General features: G+C 68.0%; 16 protein-coding genes. 9 read left to right on the top strand and 7 right to left on the bottom strand.

Translation table 11 applies throughout. The features are described 5' to 3' along the window. Window positions 1-7 precede the first annotated feature (7 nt). Genes ACGFH6_RS28290 through ACGFH6_RS28265 form a run of 6 tightly spaced genes read left to right on the top strand, consistent with a single transcriptional unit; the run spans window position 8 to window position 5,514 of the window. Entirely contained in the window at window positions 8-1,345 is a 1,338-nt protein-coding gene (locus ACGFH6_RS28290; RefSeq protein WP_393389911.1) for an ABC transporter substrate-binding protein, read from the top strand. Next, on the top strand, window positions 1,345-2,508 hold the full coding sequence (locus ACGFH6_RS28285) for a CaiB/BaiF CoA transferase family protein (RefSeq protein ID WP_393389908.1): 1,164 nt from the start codon (window positions 1,345-1,347) through the stop codon (window positions 2,506-2,508). Before ACGFH6_RS28290 ends, ACGFH6_RS28285 begins: the two co-directional genes overlap by 1 nt. After that, window positions 2,505-3,272 (top strand): enoyl-CoA hydratase, encoded by a 768-nt coding sequence (locus tag ACGFH6_RS28280; RefSeq protein WP_393389906.1) that lies wholly within the window; start codon window positions 2,505-2,507, stop codon window positions 3,270-3,272. The genes ACGFH6_RS28285 and ACGFH6_RS28280 overlap by 4 nt, the downstream gene beginning before the upstream one ends. Further along, complete coding sequence (locus ACGFH6_RS28275) at window positions 3,269-4,114, top strand: amidohydrolase family protein (RefSeq protein WP_393389903.1); 846 nt, start codon at window positions 3,269-3,271, stop codon at window positions 4,112-4,114. Before ACGFH6_RS28280 ends, ACGFH6_RS28275 begins: the two co-directional genes overlap by 4 nt. Next, window positions 4,114-4,851 carry an RraA family protein gene (locus ACGFH6_RS28270; protein ID WP_393389900.1) on the top strand — a complete coding sequence of 246 codons (738 nt, stop codon included), beginning with the start codon at window positions 4,114-4,116 and terminating at the stop codon, window positions 4,849-4,851. The genes ACGFH6_RS28275 and ACGFH6_RS28270 overlap by 1 nt, the downstream gene beginning before the upstream one ends. Window positions 4,852-4,899: 48 nt before the next feature. Continuing rightward, a complete protein-coding gene (locus ACGFH6_RS28265) occupies window positions 4,900-5,514 on the top strand; it encodes a methyltransferase domain-containing protein (RefSeq protein ID WP_393389898.1) in 615 nt (204 codons plus the stop codon). Here ACGFH6_RS28265 and ACGFH6_RS28260 read toward each other — a convergent pair. The 4 genes from ACGFH6_RS28260 to ACGFH6_RS28245 are packed head-to-tail and all read right to left on the bottom strand — an operon-like array spanning window position 5,504 to window position 11,464. Then, the gene (locus tag ACGFH6_RS28260; protein ID WP_393389895.1) at window positions 5,504-6,355 is read right to left on the bottom strand and encodes a carbohydrate ABC transporter permease; all 852 of its coding nucleotides are present in this window, start codon (window positions 6,353-6,355) and stop codon (window positions 5,504-5,506) included. The genes ACGFH6_RS28265 and ACGFH6_RS28260 overlap by 11 nt on opposite strands. Beyond that, window positions 6,352-7,278, bottom strand: coding sequence for a carbohydrate ABC transporter permease (locus ACGFH6_RS28255; protein WP_393389892.1), 927 nt, complete (start codon window positions 7,276-7,278; stop codon window positions 6,352-6,354). The genes ACGFH6_RS28260 and ACGFH6_RS28255 overlap by 4 nt, the downstream gene beginning before the upstream one ends. 5 nt (window positions 7,279-7,283) lie before the next feature. Beyond that, a complete protein-coding gene (locus tag ACGFH6_RS28250) occupies window positions 7,284-8,636 on the bottom strand; it encodes an ABC transporter substrate-binding protein (protein WP_393389889.1) in 1,353 nt (450 codons plus the stop codon). A gap of 41 nt (window positions 8,637-8,677) precedes the next feature. After that, the gene (locus tag ACGFH6_RS28245; RefSeq protein ID WP_393389886.1) at window positions 8,678-11,464 is read right to left on the bottom strand and encodes a family 78 glycoside hydrolase catalytic domain; all 2,787 of its coding nucleotides are present in this window, start codon (window positions 11,462-11,464) and stop codon (window positions 8,678-8,680) included. Window positions 11,465-11,645: 181 nt separating this feature from the next. Here ACGFH6_RS28245 and ACGFH6_RS28240 point away from each other — a divergent pair, with 181 nt between their 5' ends. Then, window positions 11,646-12,542, top strand: a complete 897-nt coding sequence (locus ACGFH6_RS28240; RefSeq protein ID WP_393389883.1) for an AraC family transcriptional regulator — start codon at window positions 11,646-11,648, stop codon at window positions 12,540-12,542. Here ACGFH6_RS28240 and ACGFH6_RS28235 read toward each other — a convergent pair. Beyond that, a complete protein-coding gene (locus ACGFH6_RS28235; protein WP_393389881.1) occupies window positions 12,523-13,212 on the bottom strand; it encodes a TetR/AcrR family transcriptional regulator in 690 nt (229 codons plus the stop codon). The genes ACGFH6_RS28240 and ACGFH6_RS28235 overlap by 20 nt on opposite strands. Before the next feature lie 88 nt (window positions 13,213-13,300). On the opposite strand from ACGFH6_RS28235, the gene ACGFH6_RS28230 reads away from it, so the two are divergent. After that, complete coding sequence (locus tag ACGFH6_RS28230) at window positions 13,301-14,548, top strand: FAD-dependent monooxygenase (RefSeq protein ID WP_393389878.1); 1,248 nt, start codon at window positions 13,301-13,303, stop codon at window positions 14,546-14,548. On the opposite strand, the gene ACGFH6_RS28225 is transcribed toward ACGFH6_RS28230, so the two are convergent. Both ACGFH6_RS28225 and ACGFH6_RS28220 read right to left on the bottom strand, forming a co-directional pair. Continuing rightward, on the bottom strand, window positions 14,467-14,925 hold the full coding sequence (locus ACGFH6_RS28225; RefSeq protein WP_393389875.1) for a PGPGW domain-containing protein: 459 nt from the start codon (window positions 14,923-14,925) through the stop codon (window positions 14,467-14,469). The genes ACGFH6_RS28230 and ACGFH6_RS28225 overlap by 82 nt on opposite strands. A 36-nt stretch (window positions 14,926-14,961) precedes the next feature. Next, the gene (locus tag ACGFH6_RS28220; protein ID WP_393389873.1) at window positions 14,962-17,085 is read right to left on the bottom strand and encodes a peptidoglycan DD-metalloendopeptidase family protein; all 2,124 of its coding nucleotides are present in this window, start codon (window positions 17,083-17,085) and stop codon (window positions 14,962-14,964) included. A 176-nt stretch (window positions 17,086-17,261) separates the two neighbouring features. Here ACGFH6_RS28220 and lpdA point away from each other — a divergent pair, with 176 nt between their 5' ends. Then, the gene (gene lpdA / locus ACGFH6_RS28215) at window positions 17,262-18,659 is read left to right on the top strand and encodes a dihydrolipoyl dehydrogenase (RefSeq protein WP_393389870.1); all 1,398 of its coding nucleotides are present in this window, start codon (window positions 17,262-17,264) and stop codon (window positions 18,657-18,659) included. Window positions 18,660-18,767 lie beyond the last annotated feature (108 nt).

Below are 18,767 nucleotides of genomic sequence, written 5' to 3'. Positions count from 1 at the left end.
GATCCTGATGAGAAGAATCGGAACGACGGCCCTGGCCTGCGCGGCCCTGCTGGTGGTTGCCGGATGCAACGGAACTTCGGTGACCGACACCTCTGCCGGCGGTGGCTCGGACGGCAAGGACGGCAAGGGTGAGGTCAGCGGCAAGCTGCAGCTCACCTTCTGGGGTGGTGCGGCCCGCGCACAGAAGACGAACGCGGTCGCCGACATGTTCGTGAAGGAGCACTCCGGTGTCACCATTGACCGGCAGAACGCCGACTTCGGCAACTACTTCAACAAGCTGAACATCCAGGCGTCGAGCCACACCCTGCCGTGTGTGATGCAGCTGCAAGGCCGTCAGCTGAACGACTACACCAAGCGCAAGGTGCTGCTGCCGCTGGACCCGATGATCGAGTCCGGCGCGATCAAGGTCGACGACATCCCGAAGGAGATCGTCGACACCGGCCGCGGCCCGGACGGCAAGCTCTACTTCCTGCCGTACGGTGCGGCGTACGACGCGGTCGGTGTGAATCAGACCCTGGCCGACGAGGCAGGTGTCGGGCTGCCACCCGACGGCTATGACTGGACGCAGTACACGGAGTGGATGGCGAAGGCCTCGGCCAAGCTGCCGAAGGGGACGTTCGCGGCGGGGTCGCGTGGTGGCCTGCCGAACTACTTCATTGCCTACCAACTGGCCAACGGCAAGCAGTTGTTCACCGACGACGGCAAACTCGGCTTCACCAAGGAGTCGCTGGTCGAGTACTGGACCATGTGGGAGAAGCTCCGCACGGCGGGTACGACGATGGGCGCGGACGCTCAGGCGGATGAGCCGGAAGGCGCCGAGCAGGGCTTCATTGCCCAGGGCAAGCTGCTCACCGACAGCATTCCAGGTAACGCACTGACGCCCGCGTCCGCGACGCTGGCGAGCAAGCCTGGCGCGCAGAAGCTGACCACGTTGCCGATGCCGTCCGGCCCGTCCGGCGGCGGGAACGCGATGTTCACCTCCGGCTTCGCGATTCCGACGAACTGCGACAACATTCCGACCGCGGCGGCGTTCATCGACTTCTTCACCAACAACCCCGAGGCCGGTGCGGTGTTCAAGTCCGACAACGGCGCGGCGACGAACCAGAAGGTCCTGCAGGCCCAGGTCGACGACCCGAAGCTGGCGCCGCTGAAGAAGCACGAGCTGGAGCTGTACCAGCAGATCGTGGCGAAGAAGCCGCCGACGATCCTCTACCCGCCGGGCTACCAGGCGACGTTCGAGTCGGCGTTCACCCGCGCGTACGAGGAGATTGCCTTCGGCAAGAAGACCGTGCAGCAGGCGGCCGACTCCTTCTTCACCGAGGCGAATGCGGGGCTGGGCGGCTGATGACCGACACGACGGGGGACGGTGCCGGCGCGCTGGACGGCTTGCGGGTACTGGACCTCACCCAGGTGATGGCCGGACCGTTCTGCACGATGCTGCTGGCGGATCTCGGCGCGGACGTGATCAAGATCGAGAACCCCCGGACCGGCGACCAGACCAGGCGGTCCTGGGGCTACCCCGTCCACGGTGAGGACAGTCGTGCGTTCCTCGCCCTGAACCGGAACAAGCGGAGCGTCTGCCTGGACCTGAAGGAGCCGGACGACCTGGCCGCGTTCCGCCGGCTGGTGGAGTCGGCCGACGTGGTCGTGGAGAACTTCCGTCCCGGCGTGACCCGCCGGCTCGGCGTGGACTACGACACGCTGGCCGCGATCAACCCGCGGCTGATCTACGCCAGCGTCTCCGGCTTCGGCCAGACAGGCCCGTACGCCGATCGGCCCGGGTACGACCTGATCGCGCAGGCGATGTCCGGGGTCATGAGCATCACCGGCACGTCGGACGGCACACCGGTCAAGTGCGGTCTGCCGGTTGGTGACCTCGGCGCCGGGATGTTCTGCGCGCTCGGCATCGTGGCCGCCGTCCATGCCCGGGCGAGGACGGGGGAGGGGCAGTACGTCGAGACGTCACTCTTCGAGGCCGCGTTGGCCATGTCGGTCTGGGAGTCAACGGAGTACTGGGCCACCGGACAGATCCCGCAGCCGCTGGGCTCGGCGAACCGCATGTCGGCGCCGTACCAAGCACTGCGGACGAAGGACGGGTACGTGACGCTGGGCGCGAACAACGAGCGCCTCTGGCAACGACTGTGCGCAGCTCTGGAAGCGACCGATCTCGAGACGGACCCGCGCTTCGTCACCAACACCGATCGGATGGCGCACCGCGACGAACTGGCCGCGGAGCTCGAAGAGCGGCTGGCCTCCGGAACGACGGACGAATGGGTGGCCCTGCTGCTCGACGCCGGCGTACCCGCCGGACCGATTCGCGACTACCGGCAGGTGCTGGACGAGGATCCCCACGTCAAGGCCCGTGGCATGGTGCAGGAGGTCGACCACCCCGTCGAGGGACGGGTCCGGGTCCTCGGCTCGCCGGTCCGGATGAGCGGGACGCCGGCGCGGATCCGGCGGCATCCACCCTTGCTCGGCGAGCACACGGAGGAGGTCCTCGGCGAATGAGTTCGCTGGAGGTCGAACGCGACGGCGCGATCCTGCGGCTGACGCTGTCGAACCCGGGCCGCCGCAACGCGATCACCTGGCCGATGTACGACGCCCTGGAGCAGGTCGAATCGACCGTCGACGGCGACCGCGACATCCGGGTGGTCGTACTGCGGGGCGCCGGAGGCGAGGCGTTCGCCGCCGGAACGGACATCCGGCAGTTCGCCGACTTCACCACCGGCGAGCAGGGGGTCGAGTACGAGCACCGCGTAGGTCGCGTGCTCGGGTCCCTCCTGCGGATCCGAGTCCCGGTCGTCGCGGTGGTCGAGGGACCTGCGGTCGGGGCCGGGCTGGCGCTGGCCGCATGCAGTGACCTCGTGGTCGCCACACCGGACGCCGTGTTCGGCGCACCGGTCGCCCGGACGCTCGGCAACACGCTGCCGCCTCCTGTCCTGGCACGTCTGTTCCAGCGGCTCGGTGCAGGCCGGACGATGGCGATGGTGCTCACCGCTCGGTTGCTCTCAGCAACGGAGGTGGACGGCTTCGTCACGGAGGTGATCGAGCGCGAGCAACTGACGACCCGGGTCGAGGAGCTGTTGGAGCGGATCTGCTCCAACGCACCGCTCACGCTCGCGGCCCTGAAGGAGGTCGAACGGCGGGTTCTTCGTGACGGCGCGGTCGCGGAGGCGGACGACGTACTGGCGGGGGTGTATGCGAGCCGGGACTTCCAGGCTGGTGTGGCCGGCTTCCTCAACCACGAACACGTCGAGTGGGAGGGACGATGACGGTCATCGACGCGCACCACCACTTCTGGCGAGTGGCGGCGCAGGACCAGCCCTGGCGCGACGACCGGCACAACGCCATCGCGCGCGACTACTCACCCGACGATCTCGCCACTGAGCTCGCCGCGGCCGGGGTCGACCAGACGGTCCTGATTCAGTCGGTCGACGAGCCCGCTGAGAACGACCGGCTGGTGCGTTACGCCGCCGAGGCGCCGTACGTCGGAGCCGTGGTCGGATGGCTGCCGCTGTCGGATCCGGTCGCGGCTCGCGCGGAGTGGAAGCGCAGCGGCGACGTCTTCCACGGGGTGCGATGTCTGGTCGGCCGGGATCCCCTGGAGTGGTTGAGCCGGCCGGCGGCGGTCGAGTTGTTCACGGATCTGGCGGCGGCTGGAGTGAGCTGGGACGTCGTACCCGTCACCGCCGAGCAGGCCGCCGCGGTGATCGGTCTCGCCGAGGCCGTGCCGGACTTGCGGATCATTGTCGACCATCTCGGCAGGCCGCCGATCGACAGCGGAGGGTGGGAGCCGTGGGCGACCCAACTCGCTCAGCTCGCCGCTTCACCGCGAGTGGCGCTGAAAGTGTCGCTCGGCATCGATCTGCTCACTGCATTGCCCACTTGGCCGGACGACGTCGATCGCTATGTCGCCTGGGTGGTCGAGTGCTTCGGCGCCGATCGGCTGATGCTGGCCAGCAACTGGCCGGTGGTCCTGCTAAGGGCGTCGTACCAGGAGGCGTGGTCCGCGCTCCGCTCGACTGTCGAACGCTGTGTAGCAACCCCCAACGAACTCGCGGCCGTGCTCGGAGGCACGGCCGCTCACAACTACCGAACGAAAGGTCAGCCCTGATGACAGAGACTGCCAAGCCGAACGACCTGTCCAGCCTCTACAAGCATCTGCGGGTGGTGGATGTCGCCGACGCGCTCGACGGCATCGGGTACTTCGACATCGGGCTGATGTCGCCCGAGGTCCGGCCGCTGTGGCTCGGGATGAAGTTCTGGGGCCGCGCCGCGACCATCCGCGCGGTACCGTCGAACCGGCCGATGTGGAAGCTGGACAGCACCCAGGACATCGTCGAGGCGCACCGGATCTGGTTCGAGGAGACCGGCAACGTGAAACTGCCCGGCGACCTGGAGCCCGGGCACGTCGTGGTGATGGACGCCGGCGGCGGCAAGGAGGTCGGCTTCTGGGGTTCGGAGAACGGCATGGGCGCGGTGAAGGCCGGTGCGGCCGGGATCGTCACCGACGGGTACTGCCGCGACACCGCGGAGATCGTTGCCCAGCGCACCCCGATCTGTTCGCGGGCTCGAGGCCGCACGATCATCCCCGGCCGGATCAAGGTGGTCGAGACGCAGACCACCGTCGCCTGCGGGGGCACGCAGGTGAGCCCGGGCGACATGGTCGGCTGCGACGACGACGGCGTCATCGTGGTCCCGGCCGAGGTCGCCGACGAGGTCGCGGTCCACGCCCGCGCGATCCTGCTCGCGGACATGCGTGCCCGCCGCAAGCACTACGAGGCCCTCGGCATCAAGCCCGACACCTCAGTCGACTACGAGGCAGTCGAGGCGTACTACGCCACCGTCTAGCGCAGGCCGCCATCGGAATGTCGGTGGCTCGGTTTAGGGTCGCGGATCATGATCGAGACGTCGTACGACACCGCCGCTGCCGGGTACCACCACCAACTCAAGGACAATCTGCGGGAGAATCCGTACGACCGGGCCGCCCTCAACCTGTTCGCCGAGCTGGTGAGCGACGGTCCGGTCGGTGATCTCGGCTGCGGTACCGGCCGCATCACGACGTACCTCGCCTCGCTCGGGCTGGATGCCTTCGGCATCGACCTGTCGGCGGGGATGATCGAGGTCGCCCGGCAGGAGTACCCGGCACTGCGCTTCGAGGTCGGCTCGCTGTTCGACCTCGACCTGAAGGACGACGAGCTGGCCGGGGCCCTCGCGTGGTACTCACTCGTCCACACTCCACGCGAGGACCTGCCGGCCGTGTTCGCCGAGCTCCATCGGGTCGTGCGGCCCGGCGGCTACCTCCTGCACGCCTTCAAGGTGGGCAGCGGCCGCTACCACCTCGAAACGGCGTACGGCCACGACGTCGACCTCGACGTCTACTGGTACGACCCGGCCGACATCGGCGCGCTGCTGGCCGAGGCCGGCTTCGTCGAGGTCGCGACCTTGACCCACGCTGCCCTCGAGTACGAGAAGCAGCCTCAGGCCTACCTCCTGGTCCGGGTCAGCCCTTGACGGCGCCGGACGTCATGCCGGCGACGATCTGGCGGTTGAAGAAGAGGAACATGATCAGGGGCGGGATCGTGATCAGCAGGATGTCCATGAACAGCAGGTTGTACTGCGTACTGAACTGGCTGGAGAAGTTGTAGAGGGTCAACTGCACGGTCGCGTTCTTGTCGCCGGGTAGGAAGTACAGCGGGTTCACGAAGTCGTTGAACACGTTGACCGACTGGATCACCACCACGGTGACGATGACGGACTTGAGCAGCGGGAAGATGACCCCGAAGAACAACCGCAACGGTCCGGCGCCGTCGATGATCGCGGCCTCGTCGAGCTCGCGGGGGATGGTCGCGACGAAGGCACGGAACAGCAGGATGCAGAACGACAACCCGAACGCGATCTCGATCAGGATCAGCCCCGGCATGGTCCGGAACAGCCCGAGCTTCTGCAGCACCCAGATCGTCGGTACGACGGCCGGCGGAATGATCAGGCCGGACAGCACCAGGAAGTTGATGAACGGGTTCCAGCGGCTCTTGCGGCGTTGCAGCACGAACCCGGCCATCGCCGCCAGCACCACCATGCCCGCCACACTGGCCACGGTCAGGATCGTGCTGTTGATGTAGGCGATCACCAGCATGTAGTCGCGGGCCTTCACCACCTCGACGAAGTTCTGCGCGAACCGGAACTGGTGCGGCCAGGCGAAGCTGAGGTCGGCGGCCTGCTGCCGGTCCTTCACCGCGGTCAGCACCATGAACGCGAACGGGATGATGAACACCACGATCGAGGACACGATCGCGACCACGCTGAGCAGGTAGCTCCGGCCCGGCCGGTGGTTGACGAGTTCGGCGGTGCTCACATGTCCACCTCCTTCCGGTTCAGGAACAGGTTCAGCGGCAGGATGATCGCGGTGACCAGCAGGAACAGGATCACGTTGCCGGCCGTCGACAGGCCGTAGAAGCCGGCCTGGTACTGCTTGTAGATCACCGACGAGATCACGTCCGAGGTGAACCCGGGCCCACCGCGGGTCATCGCCCAGATCAGCTCGAACGACCGCAGGCCGCCGATCAGCGACAAGATGATGACCGTGACGGTGGCCGGCTTGCACAGCGGCAGCACGATCCGGCGGAACGTCTCGAACGACCCGGCGCCGTCCACCCGGGCGGCCTCCATGTACTCACGCGGGATCGACACGATCCCGGCGATGTAGATCAGCGTCGCCAGCCCGACGCCCTTCCAGACGTCCACGGCGGCGATCGACAGCAGGGCCCACTTCGGGTCGGTCAGCCAACCGGGTCCCTGGATGCCGATCACGCCGAGGGCGCCGTTGATGATGCCGCGCTCGGGATTCATCATCACCTGGAACATCAGGCCGACACCGATCGTGCTGACCAGTACCGGGAAGAACACGACCGAGCGCAGATACCCGCGGCCGACGATCCTCGACGTCAGCAGGACGGCGAGCAGCAGACCGAGTACGACCTTCGCCCCCGAGGTCACCGCACCGTAGATCAGCGTGTTGGTGAAGCCCTTGACCAGAGCGGGCTCCTGGAAGAACGTGACGAAGTTCTCGAAGCCGATGAACTTCGACTCGAACAGGCTCCAGCGGGTCAGGCTGTAGTAGAACGACGCGAACGTCGGAACGAGGAACAGGACGCTGTAGAGCACCGCGGTCGGCAGGTAGAACCAGAACTTGTACGGCGTGTAGGCCTTCCCCCCGGCCGCGGGTGCGGCCGGGGCTGCCTTGGATCCGGCCCGGGGACGGGTCGAGGTGATCGCCACGGACCTCACCAACCCGCCAGTCCGAGTTGCTGCGCCTGCTTCTTCACATCCTCGTCGTACCGCGCCGCGCCGTCCTTGGCCTTGCGGATACCGGACCCGACCTCGACAGTGATCTGCTCGAGCGAGGGGCCCTTCACCGGTGACACGAACTCCAGCGCCAGGCTGGACGCGCCTTCCTTGTCGAGGTACGGCTGCATGTCCTTGATCGACTGCGGTACGTCGGACCCCAGCTGGCAGCCCTTGATGGCGTACGGCCCGGTCGGCACGCCGGCGCTGGCCAGCGACTTGCAGCCGTCGGGGCTGGCCACGAAGGCGAGGAACTTCTTCGCCGCCTCGAGCTTGTCCCCGGTCGTGGTGGTCGGGATGTAGATGCCACCCGGCGTCCACACGGTCAGTCCGTTCTTGCTCGCGTCGTCACCAGGCAGCGCGAACAGTCCGACGTCCTTGGCCGCGTTCGGGTTGGTCGCGATCATGTCGTTGACCACCCCGGACAGGATCGGGTAGTGCGCACCCTTGCCGGTGGCAAGCATCTTCAGGCCGTCCGGCAGCTTCGCCGACGCGAAGTCCTTGTTCTCGTAGCCGAGGTCGTGGACCTGCTCGGTGTGCTCGAACCCCTTCAGCGCGGCCGGCGAGGTCGCGTACTTCGCCTGGTTCTTCGTGTACTTGTCGGCGAAGTCCGGCTCCGCGGCGGCCACGTTGTGGAAGTCGCCGAGGACGAACAGCTGCGACGTCCAGGTCTCGCCGTACGTCTGGATCACCGGCGCGACTCCGCCCCCGGCGGCCTTGATCTTGGCGTTGTTCGCCATGAACTCCGCCCAGGTCTTCGGCACCTGCAGCCCGAGCTTGGTGTAGATCGGGATGTTGTAGAGGACCGCACCGCCCATGAACCCGCCGGACGGCACGCCGTAGACCTTGTCGCCCGACGTCACCGTCTTGGTGAAGTTCGCGTCCAGGTCGCCGATGTAGGGCTGGTCGCTGATCGAGACGAGGTTCTTCTCCGGCGCGATCGCCTGGAACAGTGAACCGGTGTTGTAGGCGAAGACATCGGTCATGTCCCCGGTGGACAACCGGGTCTTGACGATGTTGTCGCCCTCGCTACCGGCCGGCCTGGTCTCGATGTTGACGGTGACGCCGGGGTTCTTCGCGGTGAAGTCCTTGGTGAGCTGCTGGGCGTCCTTGAGATCCTGGTCCTGATTGCCGATCAGGTAGGTGATCTCGACCGAGGTGGCCCCCGCGTCGTCACTGGAACCGAGACTGCCCGCGCTGCACGCGGTCAGTGCGAGCGAGCAGGCCGCCATGACGGCCAGTCCTCTCGTGCCTGGGCGGAACGTCATCATGACCTCCAAGGGATGTTTCATCAGGGCATCTGCAGCGGGGCGGAGTCGTCCAGGTGGGTGGGTCAGTTGTTGTCGAGAAGGGCTTCGAGCCTGGCCTGAAGAGCTTCGGCGCTGGGGGAGAAGCCACGGGGGCTGATGGCTTCCACCAACTGGGCGGCGGGCTGGTCGAGGTACCGCTCCAGCCGGCCGGCCAGTTCGGCGTCGTCGGCGACGACCTCGGTCTCCTGGGCCGCCGCGGAGATCTCGTCCCAGCTCGGCTCGTGGTCCATCAGTTGCCGGATGCTCGCATCCGCGGGCAGTGCCGGGATCGCGGCGTACGTGTCGTCACCGGTCCATTCGTGCGTCCCGTGGCCAACCTCGACCTGCTCGTCCGCACCGGGTACGGCGACCTGTGCGCGGGCGCCGACCGGGACGGTCACCGTCAGCGTGATCCGGCCGTCGGCGCGCGTCCACGAGACCGCCGCCTCGCCGTACGGGGTGAGGTGCTTGGCGGAGACGCTCGTGAGGTGCGACGAGAACAGCGGGCGTACCACGATCGTCCGGTACCCCGGATCGCCCGGGGCAAGACCTGCGACCCGGCGGTGCATCCAGTCGGCGACCGCACCGAGGGCGTAGTGGTTGAACGACGTCATCTGGCCGGGGTTGATGCTGCCGTCGGGCAGCATGCTGTCCCAGCGTTCCCACACCGTCGTGGCTCCCATCGTCACTGCGTACAGCCAAGAGGGGCAGCCTGTCTGTAGCAGGAGGCGGTACGCGAGGTCAGGATGTCCGGAATCGGCCAGTGCGTCGGCCATCAGCGGCGTACCGACGAATCCGGTGCTGATCCGGAAGCCCGACGTCCGGACGAGGTCGGCGAGACGTTCGCCGGCACGTTGACGCTGTGCGTCGGTGGGCAGCAGCGCCCACTGCAGGGCGAGCGCGTACGTCGTTGCCGCGTCACTCAGCACGCGACCGCCTTCGGTGGCGTACTCCGCTGCGAACGACTGCCGGACCCGCGCGGCCAGCTCGGCGTACTCGCCGGCCAGCTCCGCGTCGCCGACGACCTCCGCGGCCTTGGCAACGACCTCGGCCGAGCGGGCCAGGTGTGCGGTCGCGATGACGTCGGGGTCGGCCTTCGCCCGGAACGGGTTGTCCGGCGGCGCGGTCGGGTCGAGCCAGTCGCCGAACTGGAACCCGCCGGACCAGAGCAGGTCACTGCCGGCCAGGTTGGCCATCTTGTCGACCCAGGCACGCATGCTCGGCAACTGGCGGGCGAGCAGACCCGCGTCGCCGGTGCGCTCGTAGATCACCCAGGGCACGATCGTTGCCGCGTCACCCCATGCGGCCGTGGCCGGACCGTCGTGCTTGAGTACGTCCGGGATCACGAACGGCACCGAGCCGTCCTTCTGCTGCTCGGCGGCCAGGTCGGCCAGCCAGTTGGTGAGGAAGCCGGCGGTGTCGAACAGGAAGCTCGCGGTGGGCGAGAAGACCTGGATGTCGCCGGTCCAGCCGAGCCGCTCGTCGCGCTGCGGGCAGTCGGTCGGTACGTCGACGAAGTTGCCGCGCATGCCCCAGACGACGTTCTCGTGGAAGCGGTTGAGCAGGTCGTGCGACGAGTCGAACCAGCCGGTGCGGCGCAGGTCCGATCCCACGACGACTGCTTCGAGGTCGTCGAGCCGCAGTTCGCTGACGCCGGTGACCTCGGCGTACCGGAAGCCGTGGAAGGTCAGCGGCGAGTCGAGCGTGACCTCGTCGGGCCCGGCCAGGACGTAGGAGTCGGTGGCCTTGGCGGTCCGCAGTGGGCGTACGCCGAGCTCGCCGTTCTCGAGCACCTCGGCATGGCGCAGGACGATCTCGTCGCCTGCCGCGCCGCCGCGGACCTTCAGGCGGATCCGGCCGACGACGTTCTGGCCGAAGTCGACCAGCGTCTTGCCCGTCGGCGAGCTCGTGATCTCGACCGCGGGCACAATCTCGGTGATGCGGACCGGCGGACCGTCGGGTGCGACCAAGAGGTTGAGGTCGGCGTCGAGTACGTCGACTGCCGTGGCGTTGCCCGGTGTCCGGCGCAGGTCCGTGCGCTGGCCGTCGTACAGGTCGTCGGCGACGACGGCGCTCTCGCGCGCGGTCCAGCTGTCGTCGCTGCCGAAGGTGTGGACCTGTCCGTCCTCGGTGGTGATCTCGAGCTGGGCGAGTACGGCGAGACGGTCGCCGTACAGGCCGTGTTTGCCGTGGAAGCCGAGCCGGCCGCGGTACCAGCCGTTGCCGACCAGGAACTCGAGCCGGTTCTCGCCGGACCGCACGAGGCTGGTCACGTCGTACGTCTGGTAGCGGAGCCGCTGTTGGTACGCCGTCCAGCCCGGGGCCAACTCCTCGTCGCCGACACGTTCGCCGTTGAGCTCCGGCAGGTAGATGCCCTGGGCGGTGGCGTAGAGGCGGGCCTTGACGATGCCGTCGGGCAGTTCAGCGACGCCGCTCAGCAGGGGAGCGGGGGAGCCGTAGCTGTTGCCTCGCGGGCTGACGAAGCGTGCACTCCAGTCGGCCGGCGTGAGCAGACCGGCCTCGACTGTCGCGGCCTCGCTCCAGTCACTCCACTCGTCGTTCCCACGCACTCGTACCCGGACCTGCGCCGACTGTCGCGACGCGAGTGGGTCACCGGGCCAGGGGACGAGGACCTGGTCGGGGGACTGGACCGTGTACACCTGCGCCGAGCCGGTGGTGATCTCGACCTCGTACGCAGTCTGCGCGTACTCGGCGTCCGCGGTGGGGATCTGCCACGACAGCCGTGGGGTCGCGGTACCGATGCCCACCACGGGTCCGGTGTCGGTGCGGTGTTCGAAGCGGAGGAAGGTCGGTGCGGCGAGGTTCGACATAAGACTCCAACCGGCGAGTGAAACGATTCATTGGGTGCTCTGGCGAAACGACTCGATGCGTTACGGATTGATGGCGGAGAGGTTTCGCCTGTCCCCCGATCCTGCGACCGATCGCCGCCGGGGGCTAGCCCGGAGTGCACTCGCGCTAGCACAAAATGCACCTTGGCCCGTATCGTGAGGCATGGCCGACGAGCCAGTGAGGACCACAGGGACACTGCTGCACTTCGTCGAAGGGACGATCGTGCACGCGGGTCCGCATGTGCACGAGGACTGCCATCCACTGCACACGCACAGCTTCTTCGAGCTCGCGTTGGTGACGGGCGGTGAAGGCGTCCACCACAGCCAGGCCGGGCGTCAGGACCTGCGCGTCGGCGACGTGGTGGTGCTGCGACCGGGCGTGTGGCACGAGTACGAGCAATGCCGTTCGCTCGAGGTCTACAACTGCTGCTTCTCGGCCGATCTGGTCCAGCGTGAACTGGCCTGGACGCGCGAGGATCCCTTGCTGGGTTACCTGTTGTGGACTGGACCTTTCTCTGCGCAGCGGCGTGGAGTGCTGAGCACGCACCTCGACGACGAGACCCTCACCGAGGCGCTCGGCCATCTGGACGGCCTGCGGCAGCTACGCAACCAGTCGATGCGCCGGCATCGCGGTGATCTGATCGGGTGGCTGTCGCTGTACCTGAGTTGTGTCGCGCGGACCGTCGGCGAACGCGACGAACTCGGTCGCCAGACGCATCCCGCCGTACTGGCCGCGATGCGGATGATGGAGGCGGATCCGGCGCGGCCGTGGACGCTGACCGATCTGGCGCAGGAGTTGCACCTCGCGCCCGGGTATCTGGTGCGGTTGTTCAAGTCGGCGACCGGGATGCCGCCGATGGCGTACCTGTCCCGGCATCGGGTCGAGCTGGCCGCCGTTCAGCTGCTGCACACGGACCTGCCGATCGCCCGGATCGGGGAGGCCGTCGGGTGGCCGGATCAGAACTACTTCGCCCGGCGTTTCAAGTCCCACTACGGCCTCAGCGCAAGCACGTATCGGCAACGTTTCAATTCGCCGAAGCTCACGCATTCCTTGCATTGATCAGGAGTTCGAGGCCGTCGAGGATGCGGTCGAGACCGAACGCGAGTCCCTGGTTCTCCTGGCCGCTCGGGGTCCGTAGAGCGGCAGTGAGGCTCGGGAACCGGTCCGCCTCGGCGGCGAGGATCCCGGCGAAGGAAGCGGTGAAGGCCTCCTCGGTGAGACCTTGCCGGCCGCCGGGCATGGTGGCGGTCTGCAGGGCGATCGTGCGGACGTGGCCGGACAGAACCAGGATCGAGTCGAGTTGCTCGGTGCCGTTCAGGCCGGAATCGGTCAGGGCCTGCACGCCTCGATCGAGCCAGGCGGCCTCGTTCGGCCCGACGGGACGGCGTCCGACGGTGGACAGCAGTAGCCACGGGTGGCCGTTGAAGCCCTCGAACAGATCCATCGCCCATGCGTGCAATGCCTCGCGCCAGGACAGCCCAGGATGTTCCGGCGGCTCGCCGATGGCCAGGTCGCTCATCACCGCGACCAGCTCGGTCTTGCCGGGCACGTAGCGGTAGAGCGCCATCTTGGTGACCGGCAGATCGTCAGCCACACGCTGCATCGAGACCGCGTCCAGGCCCTCGGCGTCCGCGATCCGGATCGCCGCCTCCGCGATGCCGGTCAGTGTCATCGCCGGTTTCGGCCCGCGGGTCGGCGGCTGCTGCCGCCCCCAGAGGAGTTCCGTCATCGCCGTCCTTCCCAGATCGCTTGAACTGTGTCTACCATACACTTTATTGTGTCCGACAGACACAGTTAACGATGACGGAGGCGGACAGATGAAGGTTCTGGTGTCGGGTGCGAGCGTTGCGGGCCCGTCGGTGGCGCTCTGGCTGAGCCGGTCCGGTCACGATGTGACCGTGGTCGAGGTCGCGCCGGCGCTGCGGCAGGGTGGGTACGCCGTGGACTTCCGCGGCGACGTGAACAAGGTCGTCCTGGACAAGATGGGCGTGCTGCCGGACCTGCGGGCGCGGCAGACCGGCGGGACCGCGATGCGGTTCGTCGACGAGGACGGCCGGCAGTTGCTGCGGATGCCGGAGGAGTTCGCCGGCGGCGAGCTCGAGGTACTGCGGGCCGACCTGTCCCGTGTGTTCTACGAGCACAGCCGCGGGCACGCGTCGTACCGGTTCGGTGACTCGATCGCGAGCCTGCGCGAGCATTCGGGCGGAGTCGATGTGCGGTTCGAGAGTGGGTTGGAAGACACGTACGACCTGGTCGTCGGGGCGGACGGCATGCACTCGGTCGTACGGCGGCTCGCGTTCGCGCCGGAGCAGGTCACCGAGCGGCATCTCGGCTACTACGTTGCCGGGTGGGAAGCGCCGAACACGGTCGGCATCAGCGGTGACGCGCTGCAGTACAACGTGCCCGGGAAGCTGGCGAGCGTCGGTGCGGACCGACGTGACCCGGCGCTGGTGCAGACGCTGTTCGTCTTCAAGTCACCGCGGCTCAGCTACGACCGGCGTAATCCGGACGAGCAGAAGGCCATCGTCCGCGAGCACTTCGAGGACGTCGGCTGGCACGTGCCGTGGCTCCTGGACGCGTTGCCCGCGGCAACCGAGTTGTACTTCGACTCGATCAGCCGGGTGCACGTGGATCGCTGGTCCACCGGCCGGGTGGTGCTGCTCGGTGACGCCGGGTACGGCGCCACGTTCGGTGCGTTGGGCACGAGTACGGCGGTGATCGGCGCGTATGTGCTGGCGGGGGAGTTGGCGGAGTCCCGCGGCGACTACCGGGCGGCGTTCTCGCGCTACGAAGCGCGACTGCGCAAGGCGGTGCAGACCACGCAGGACGGCAGCCGGACCGGTCAGTTCCTTGCCCCGGCGACGCAGTTCGGGATCACCGCACGGAACCGGATCCTGAACACGAGGTTCTTCATGAACCAGATGCTCAGGATGGCCCAGAAGTTCAGCAATCTGATCGAGCTGCCGGCGTACCCGGCGCTCGATCAGGGGAGCAGCGGCAGCTTCGCCAGCAACCTCTCCCAGGAGTCCGGGAACCAGCCGGGCACGCCGAGCACGGCCAGGTAGAGCCAGATCGCGATCAGCACGCAGATGAACAGTGCGATGGTGCCGAGCGTCTTCAACCAGGCGGGCTGCTTGCCGGTCCAGGCGGTGAGCGCCTGGACCCAGTCCTTGACCTTGTAGAGCAGGCGCTGGGCCCATTCGAACTCGCTCGAGAGTACGGCGAGACCCGCGATGAACAAGGGGATCCCGCCCGGTCCCGGCAACCACCCGGTCAGCGGCGCGGCAATGAGCAGCAACCCACCGACCACGCCCACGCCGATCCGGTAGACGACATGCTTCGTCGGGTTCGCCCGGATGCGCCGCCGCCACTCCCACCGGTCGTCGTCAGCGTCCAGCGTGATGTTGTGATCAGTGCGGTCGGGAGTCTTCTGCTCGGCCACACGCCCAGCGTACGTGTTCCCGAAGCTCAAGCCTGGTTAGGCACTGGCCGGTTTGCCGAATTCCCAGTGCCAGGGCTCCTCCCGGGAGCCGCCCTGCTCGGCCCAGGACGGGTGCACCCAGCCGTACGTCGCAGCGTGGTTCTTCATCCACTGGTACTGCTTCGTGCCGAACCGGTCGATGCCGCCGCACAGGTCGACCGCGACGCCCCAGCCGTGGTTCGACGTACCGGGGAGGGCGGCCAGCGACGGCTTGCGGGCGTACAGGTCGACCTGGGACGTGTAGGAGCGGTACGAGTCGGTGATGCACAGCGTCCTGCCGAACTGGGCGCGGTAGGCGGCGGCGAGTTGCGCGTACGCCGCTGCCGCGTCACAGCGGAGCTTGTGGCCGGAGCCGAGGCCGCACAGCTTGCTGGACGGGATCATGCCGTTGCTGAAGCCGCCCCACCCGACGCTCGCCGACCCGGTGGCCAGGAACGGCATCGGGTTGACCGGGTCGCCGCCGAGCCGGACCTCGAAGTGCAGGTGCGGTCCGGTGGAGTTGCCTTCGGTGCCGACCGCGCCGATCCGCTGCCCGGCCTTGACCTGCGTCCCGTCGGCGACGTCGATCGCGCTCAGGTGCGCGTAGAGGGTCTCGAGGCCGTTGCCGTGGTCGATCCGGACCAGGTTGCCGGCCCAGGCCGGGTGCTCGACCCGGACGACACCGGACGTCGCCGCACGGACCGGCGTACCGACAGCGGCCGCGAAGTCCTGGCCGGTGTGGATGCCGGTCGCCCACATCGAGCCGGCCTGGCCGAACGGCGTACCGATCTCGTAGGTGCCGTCCGCGAGCGGCCAGGTCCAGGCGCCGGTGCCGATGTCGTACGACGTCGCGGTGTTGCCGCAGCGGAAGGCGTACGAGTCGGAGGTCGGGGTCGGGGCGACCTGCGGCTTGGCGGGCTTGCCCAGCGTCGGGCGCAGCGCGGAGTACAGGTTGTCCGGGACGGTAGTGACCACGACCGAGCCCTTGGCCTCGTCGGCGGCGATCATCTCGCCGTTGTCGAGGGCGACGCCGATGTGGACGAGGCCGAGAGACTTGCTGCCCATCACAAGCAGATCGCCGGGCTGGACCTGGGTCTTGGGCACTGCCTGGTAGTTCGGGTAGACCTTGCCGACCAGGTTGGGGAGCGTCGTGTAGGGCTGCCACGCGACCCGGGCCGCGCCGAGGCAGCCGTACTTGGCCGGGCCGGTCGCGCCGACGCCGTACGGCTTGCCGAGCAGGCTGAAGGCCTGGTTGACCGCGCGGATCGTCTCGGCCGGCAACACCCGGATCGTCCGTCCGCCGGTGACGGTCGACGCCGCTCCGGGCACAGGCGCACCGGCCGCGGTCAGCGGCTTCAGGCCGGCCGGGAGCTTGGCAGGGTTCTTGAGTACGGCGGCCGCCGGTGGCTTGACCTTGGCGGTGGTGAGCTCGGTCAGGTACGTCTTCCAGCGCGTGAGGGCCTGCTGGTTGCGGGCGAGCTGCAGCTGCCTGGACAGCTCGGACGCACCGTCGAGGTCGGCGGCCTGGCCTTCCATCGCCGTTGCGGCGAACGTGGCCTTCTGCTGGACCTGCTGACTGAGCTCCTTGGCCTTGGCGGCCGCCTCGTTCGCGGCGGCTCGCTTGCCGGCGGCTTCGGACCGGGTCCGGCCGGCCTCGGCCTCGGCGGCCGTCGCGGCCTTGTACTGCGCGACCTGGGTGCTGCCGAGCTGGGTGATCGCGGTCTGGCGGTCGGCGATCTCCTGCAGGTTCTCCGCGACCGGCGCGAGCGACCAGAGCATCGACTCCGCACCCATCACGGTCGGGATGCCGAGCTGGTAGGCCTGCGCGGTCAGCAGGCCGAGCCGGCGGCGCTGCTCGTCGGCCCTGCCCTTCGAGGCGGCCGCGGTGGTCTCGGCCTTCTTGGCGGCGGCCTCAGCGGTCTGGGCCGCCTTGAGAGCGTTGGTGTAGGCGATCGTCGCCTTGGCGAAGTCGGCCTGGACAGCGGCGGCCTCGGCCTGGAGCTCCTCCAGGGTCCGGTTGACGTCCGTCACCGACGCGGGTGGTGGTGGGGTCGGGTCATCGGCGTACGCGGGCAGTGCGACCACTGCCAACAGCGTGCCGAGTGCTGCCAGTCGCAGCCCCCGACGGTTCCCCACAACCATCAGGCCCCCATTCGTCTCGCCTCACGCGCGCGGAGGGAGACGGCCCCCGCGCCAGGCCAGCGTAGGCGGCAAACGCTGCTGGCGAAACCCTGGTCTACAGAACGTGACCATGAGGCGTGCCACAGAGCCCGCAGGTGGTGTCGGATCGATTGGAGTGACCGATTAAAGTTCACTTCATGGCCTCGCACTTTGACGTTGTTGTCCTCGGCGCAGGTCCGGGTGGGTACGTCGCGGCGATCCGCGCCGCCCAGCTCGGGCTGAAAACCGCCATCATCGAGAAGAAGTACTGGGGCGGTGTCTGCCTGAACGTGGGCTGTATCCCGTCCAAGGCGCTGCTGCGCAACGCCGAGCTGGCGCACATCTTCCGGGCGGAGGCGAAGACCTTCGGCATCAGCGGAGAGGTGAGCTTCGACTTCCCGACCGCGGTGCAGCGCAGCCGCAAGGTGGCGGACGGCCGGGTCAAGGGCGTCCACTTCCTGATGAAGAAGAACAACATCACCGAGTTCGACGGCTGGGGCTCGTTCACCGACGCCAACACCCTCGACGTGACGCTGAACGACGGCTCGTCGGAGACCGTCACCTTCGACAACTGCATCCTCGCGACCGGCGCGACCACCAAGCTGCTGCCGGGCACGCAGCTGAGCGAGCGCGTGGTGACCTACGAAGAGCAGATCCTCACCGAGGAGCTGCCGGGCTCGATCGTCATCGCCGGCGCGGGCGCGATCGGTGTCGAGTTCGCCTACGTGCTGGCGAACTACGGCGTGAAGGTGACGATCGTCGAGTTCCTGGACCGGATGGTGCCGCTCGAGGACCCCGAGGTCTCCAAGGAGCTGGCCCGGGCGTACAAGAAGCTCGGCGTCGACGTACTCACCTCGACCCGGGTCGACTCGATCGACGAGTCCGGCGAGAAGGTCAAGATCACCGTCACCGGCAAGGACGGCAACCAGCAGACGCTGGAGGCCGACAAGGTGCTGCAGGCGATCGGCTTCCAGCCGCGCGTCGACGGCTACGGCCTGGACAAGATCGGTGTCGCGCTGACCGAGCGCGGCGCGATCGACATCGACGGCTTCTGCCGGACCAACGTGCCGAACATCTTCGCCATCGGCGACGTGACTGCGAAGCTGATGCTGGCCCACGCGGCCGAGGCGATGGGCGTGGTCGCGGCCGAGACCATCGCCGGGCACGAGACGATGGAGCTCGACTACGCGATGATCCCGCGGGCGACGTTCTGCCAGCCGCAGATCGCGAGCTTCGGGTACACCGAGGAGGAGGCCCGCAAGCTGGGCCACGACGTCAAGGTCGCGAAGTTCCCGTTCACCGCGAACGGCAAGGCGCACGGCCTCGGCGACCCGACCGGCTTCGTCAAGGTGATCAGCGACGCCAAGTACGGCGAACTCCTCGGCGGCCACCTGATCGGCCCGGAGGTCACCGAGCTGCTGCCGGAGCTGACCCTGGCGCAGAAGTGGGACCTGACCACCAAGGAGCTGGCCCGCAACGTGCACGCTCACCCGACCCTGAGCGAGGCCCTGCAGGAAGTGTTCCACGGCCTCGAAGGCCACATGATCAACTTCTGATCTCCGCGCGCAGGCAAGCCTCCCGGACCTGGTGGTCCGGGGGGCTTGGTCGTTCGGGACCGAAGTCCTGACGATCGAGGACTTTCGGCCGCAGTGCGGGACCGGTGC

Source organism: Kribbella sp. NPDC049227 (genome assembly GCF_043197265.1).
In the GTDB taxonomy this organism is placed as follows: domain Bacteria; phylum Actinomycetota; class Actinomycetes; order Propionibacteriales; family Kribbellaceae; genus Kribbella.
The sequence above is the reverse complement of the archived record's forward strand: the minus strand, read 5'-3'. Positions and strand labels throughout refer to the sequence as shown.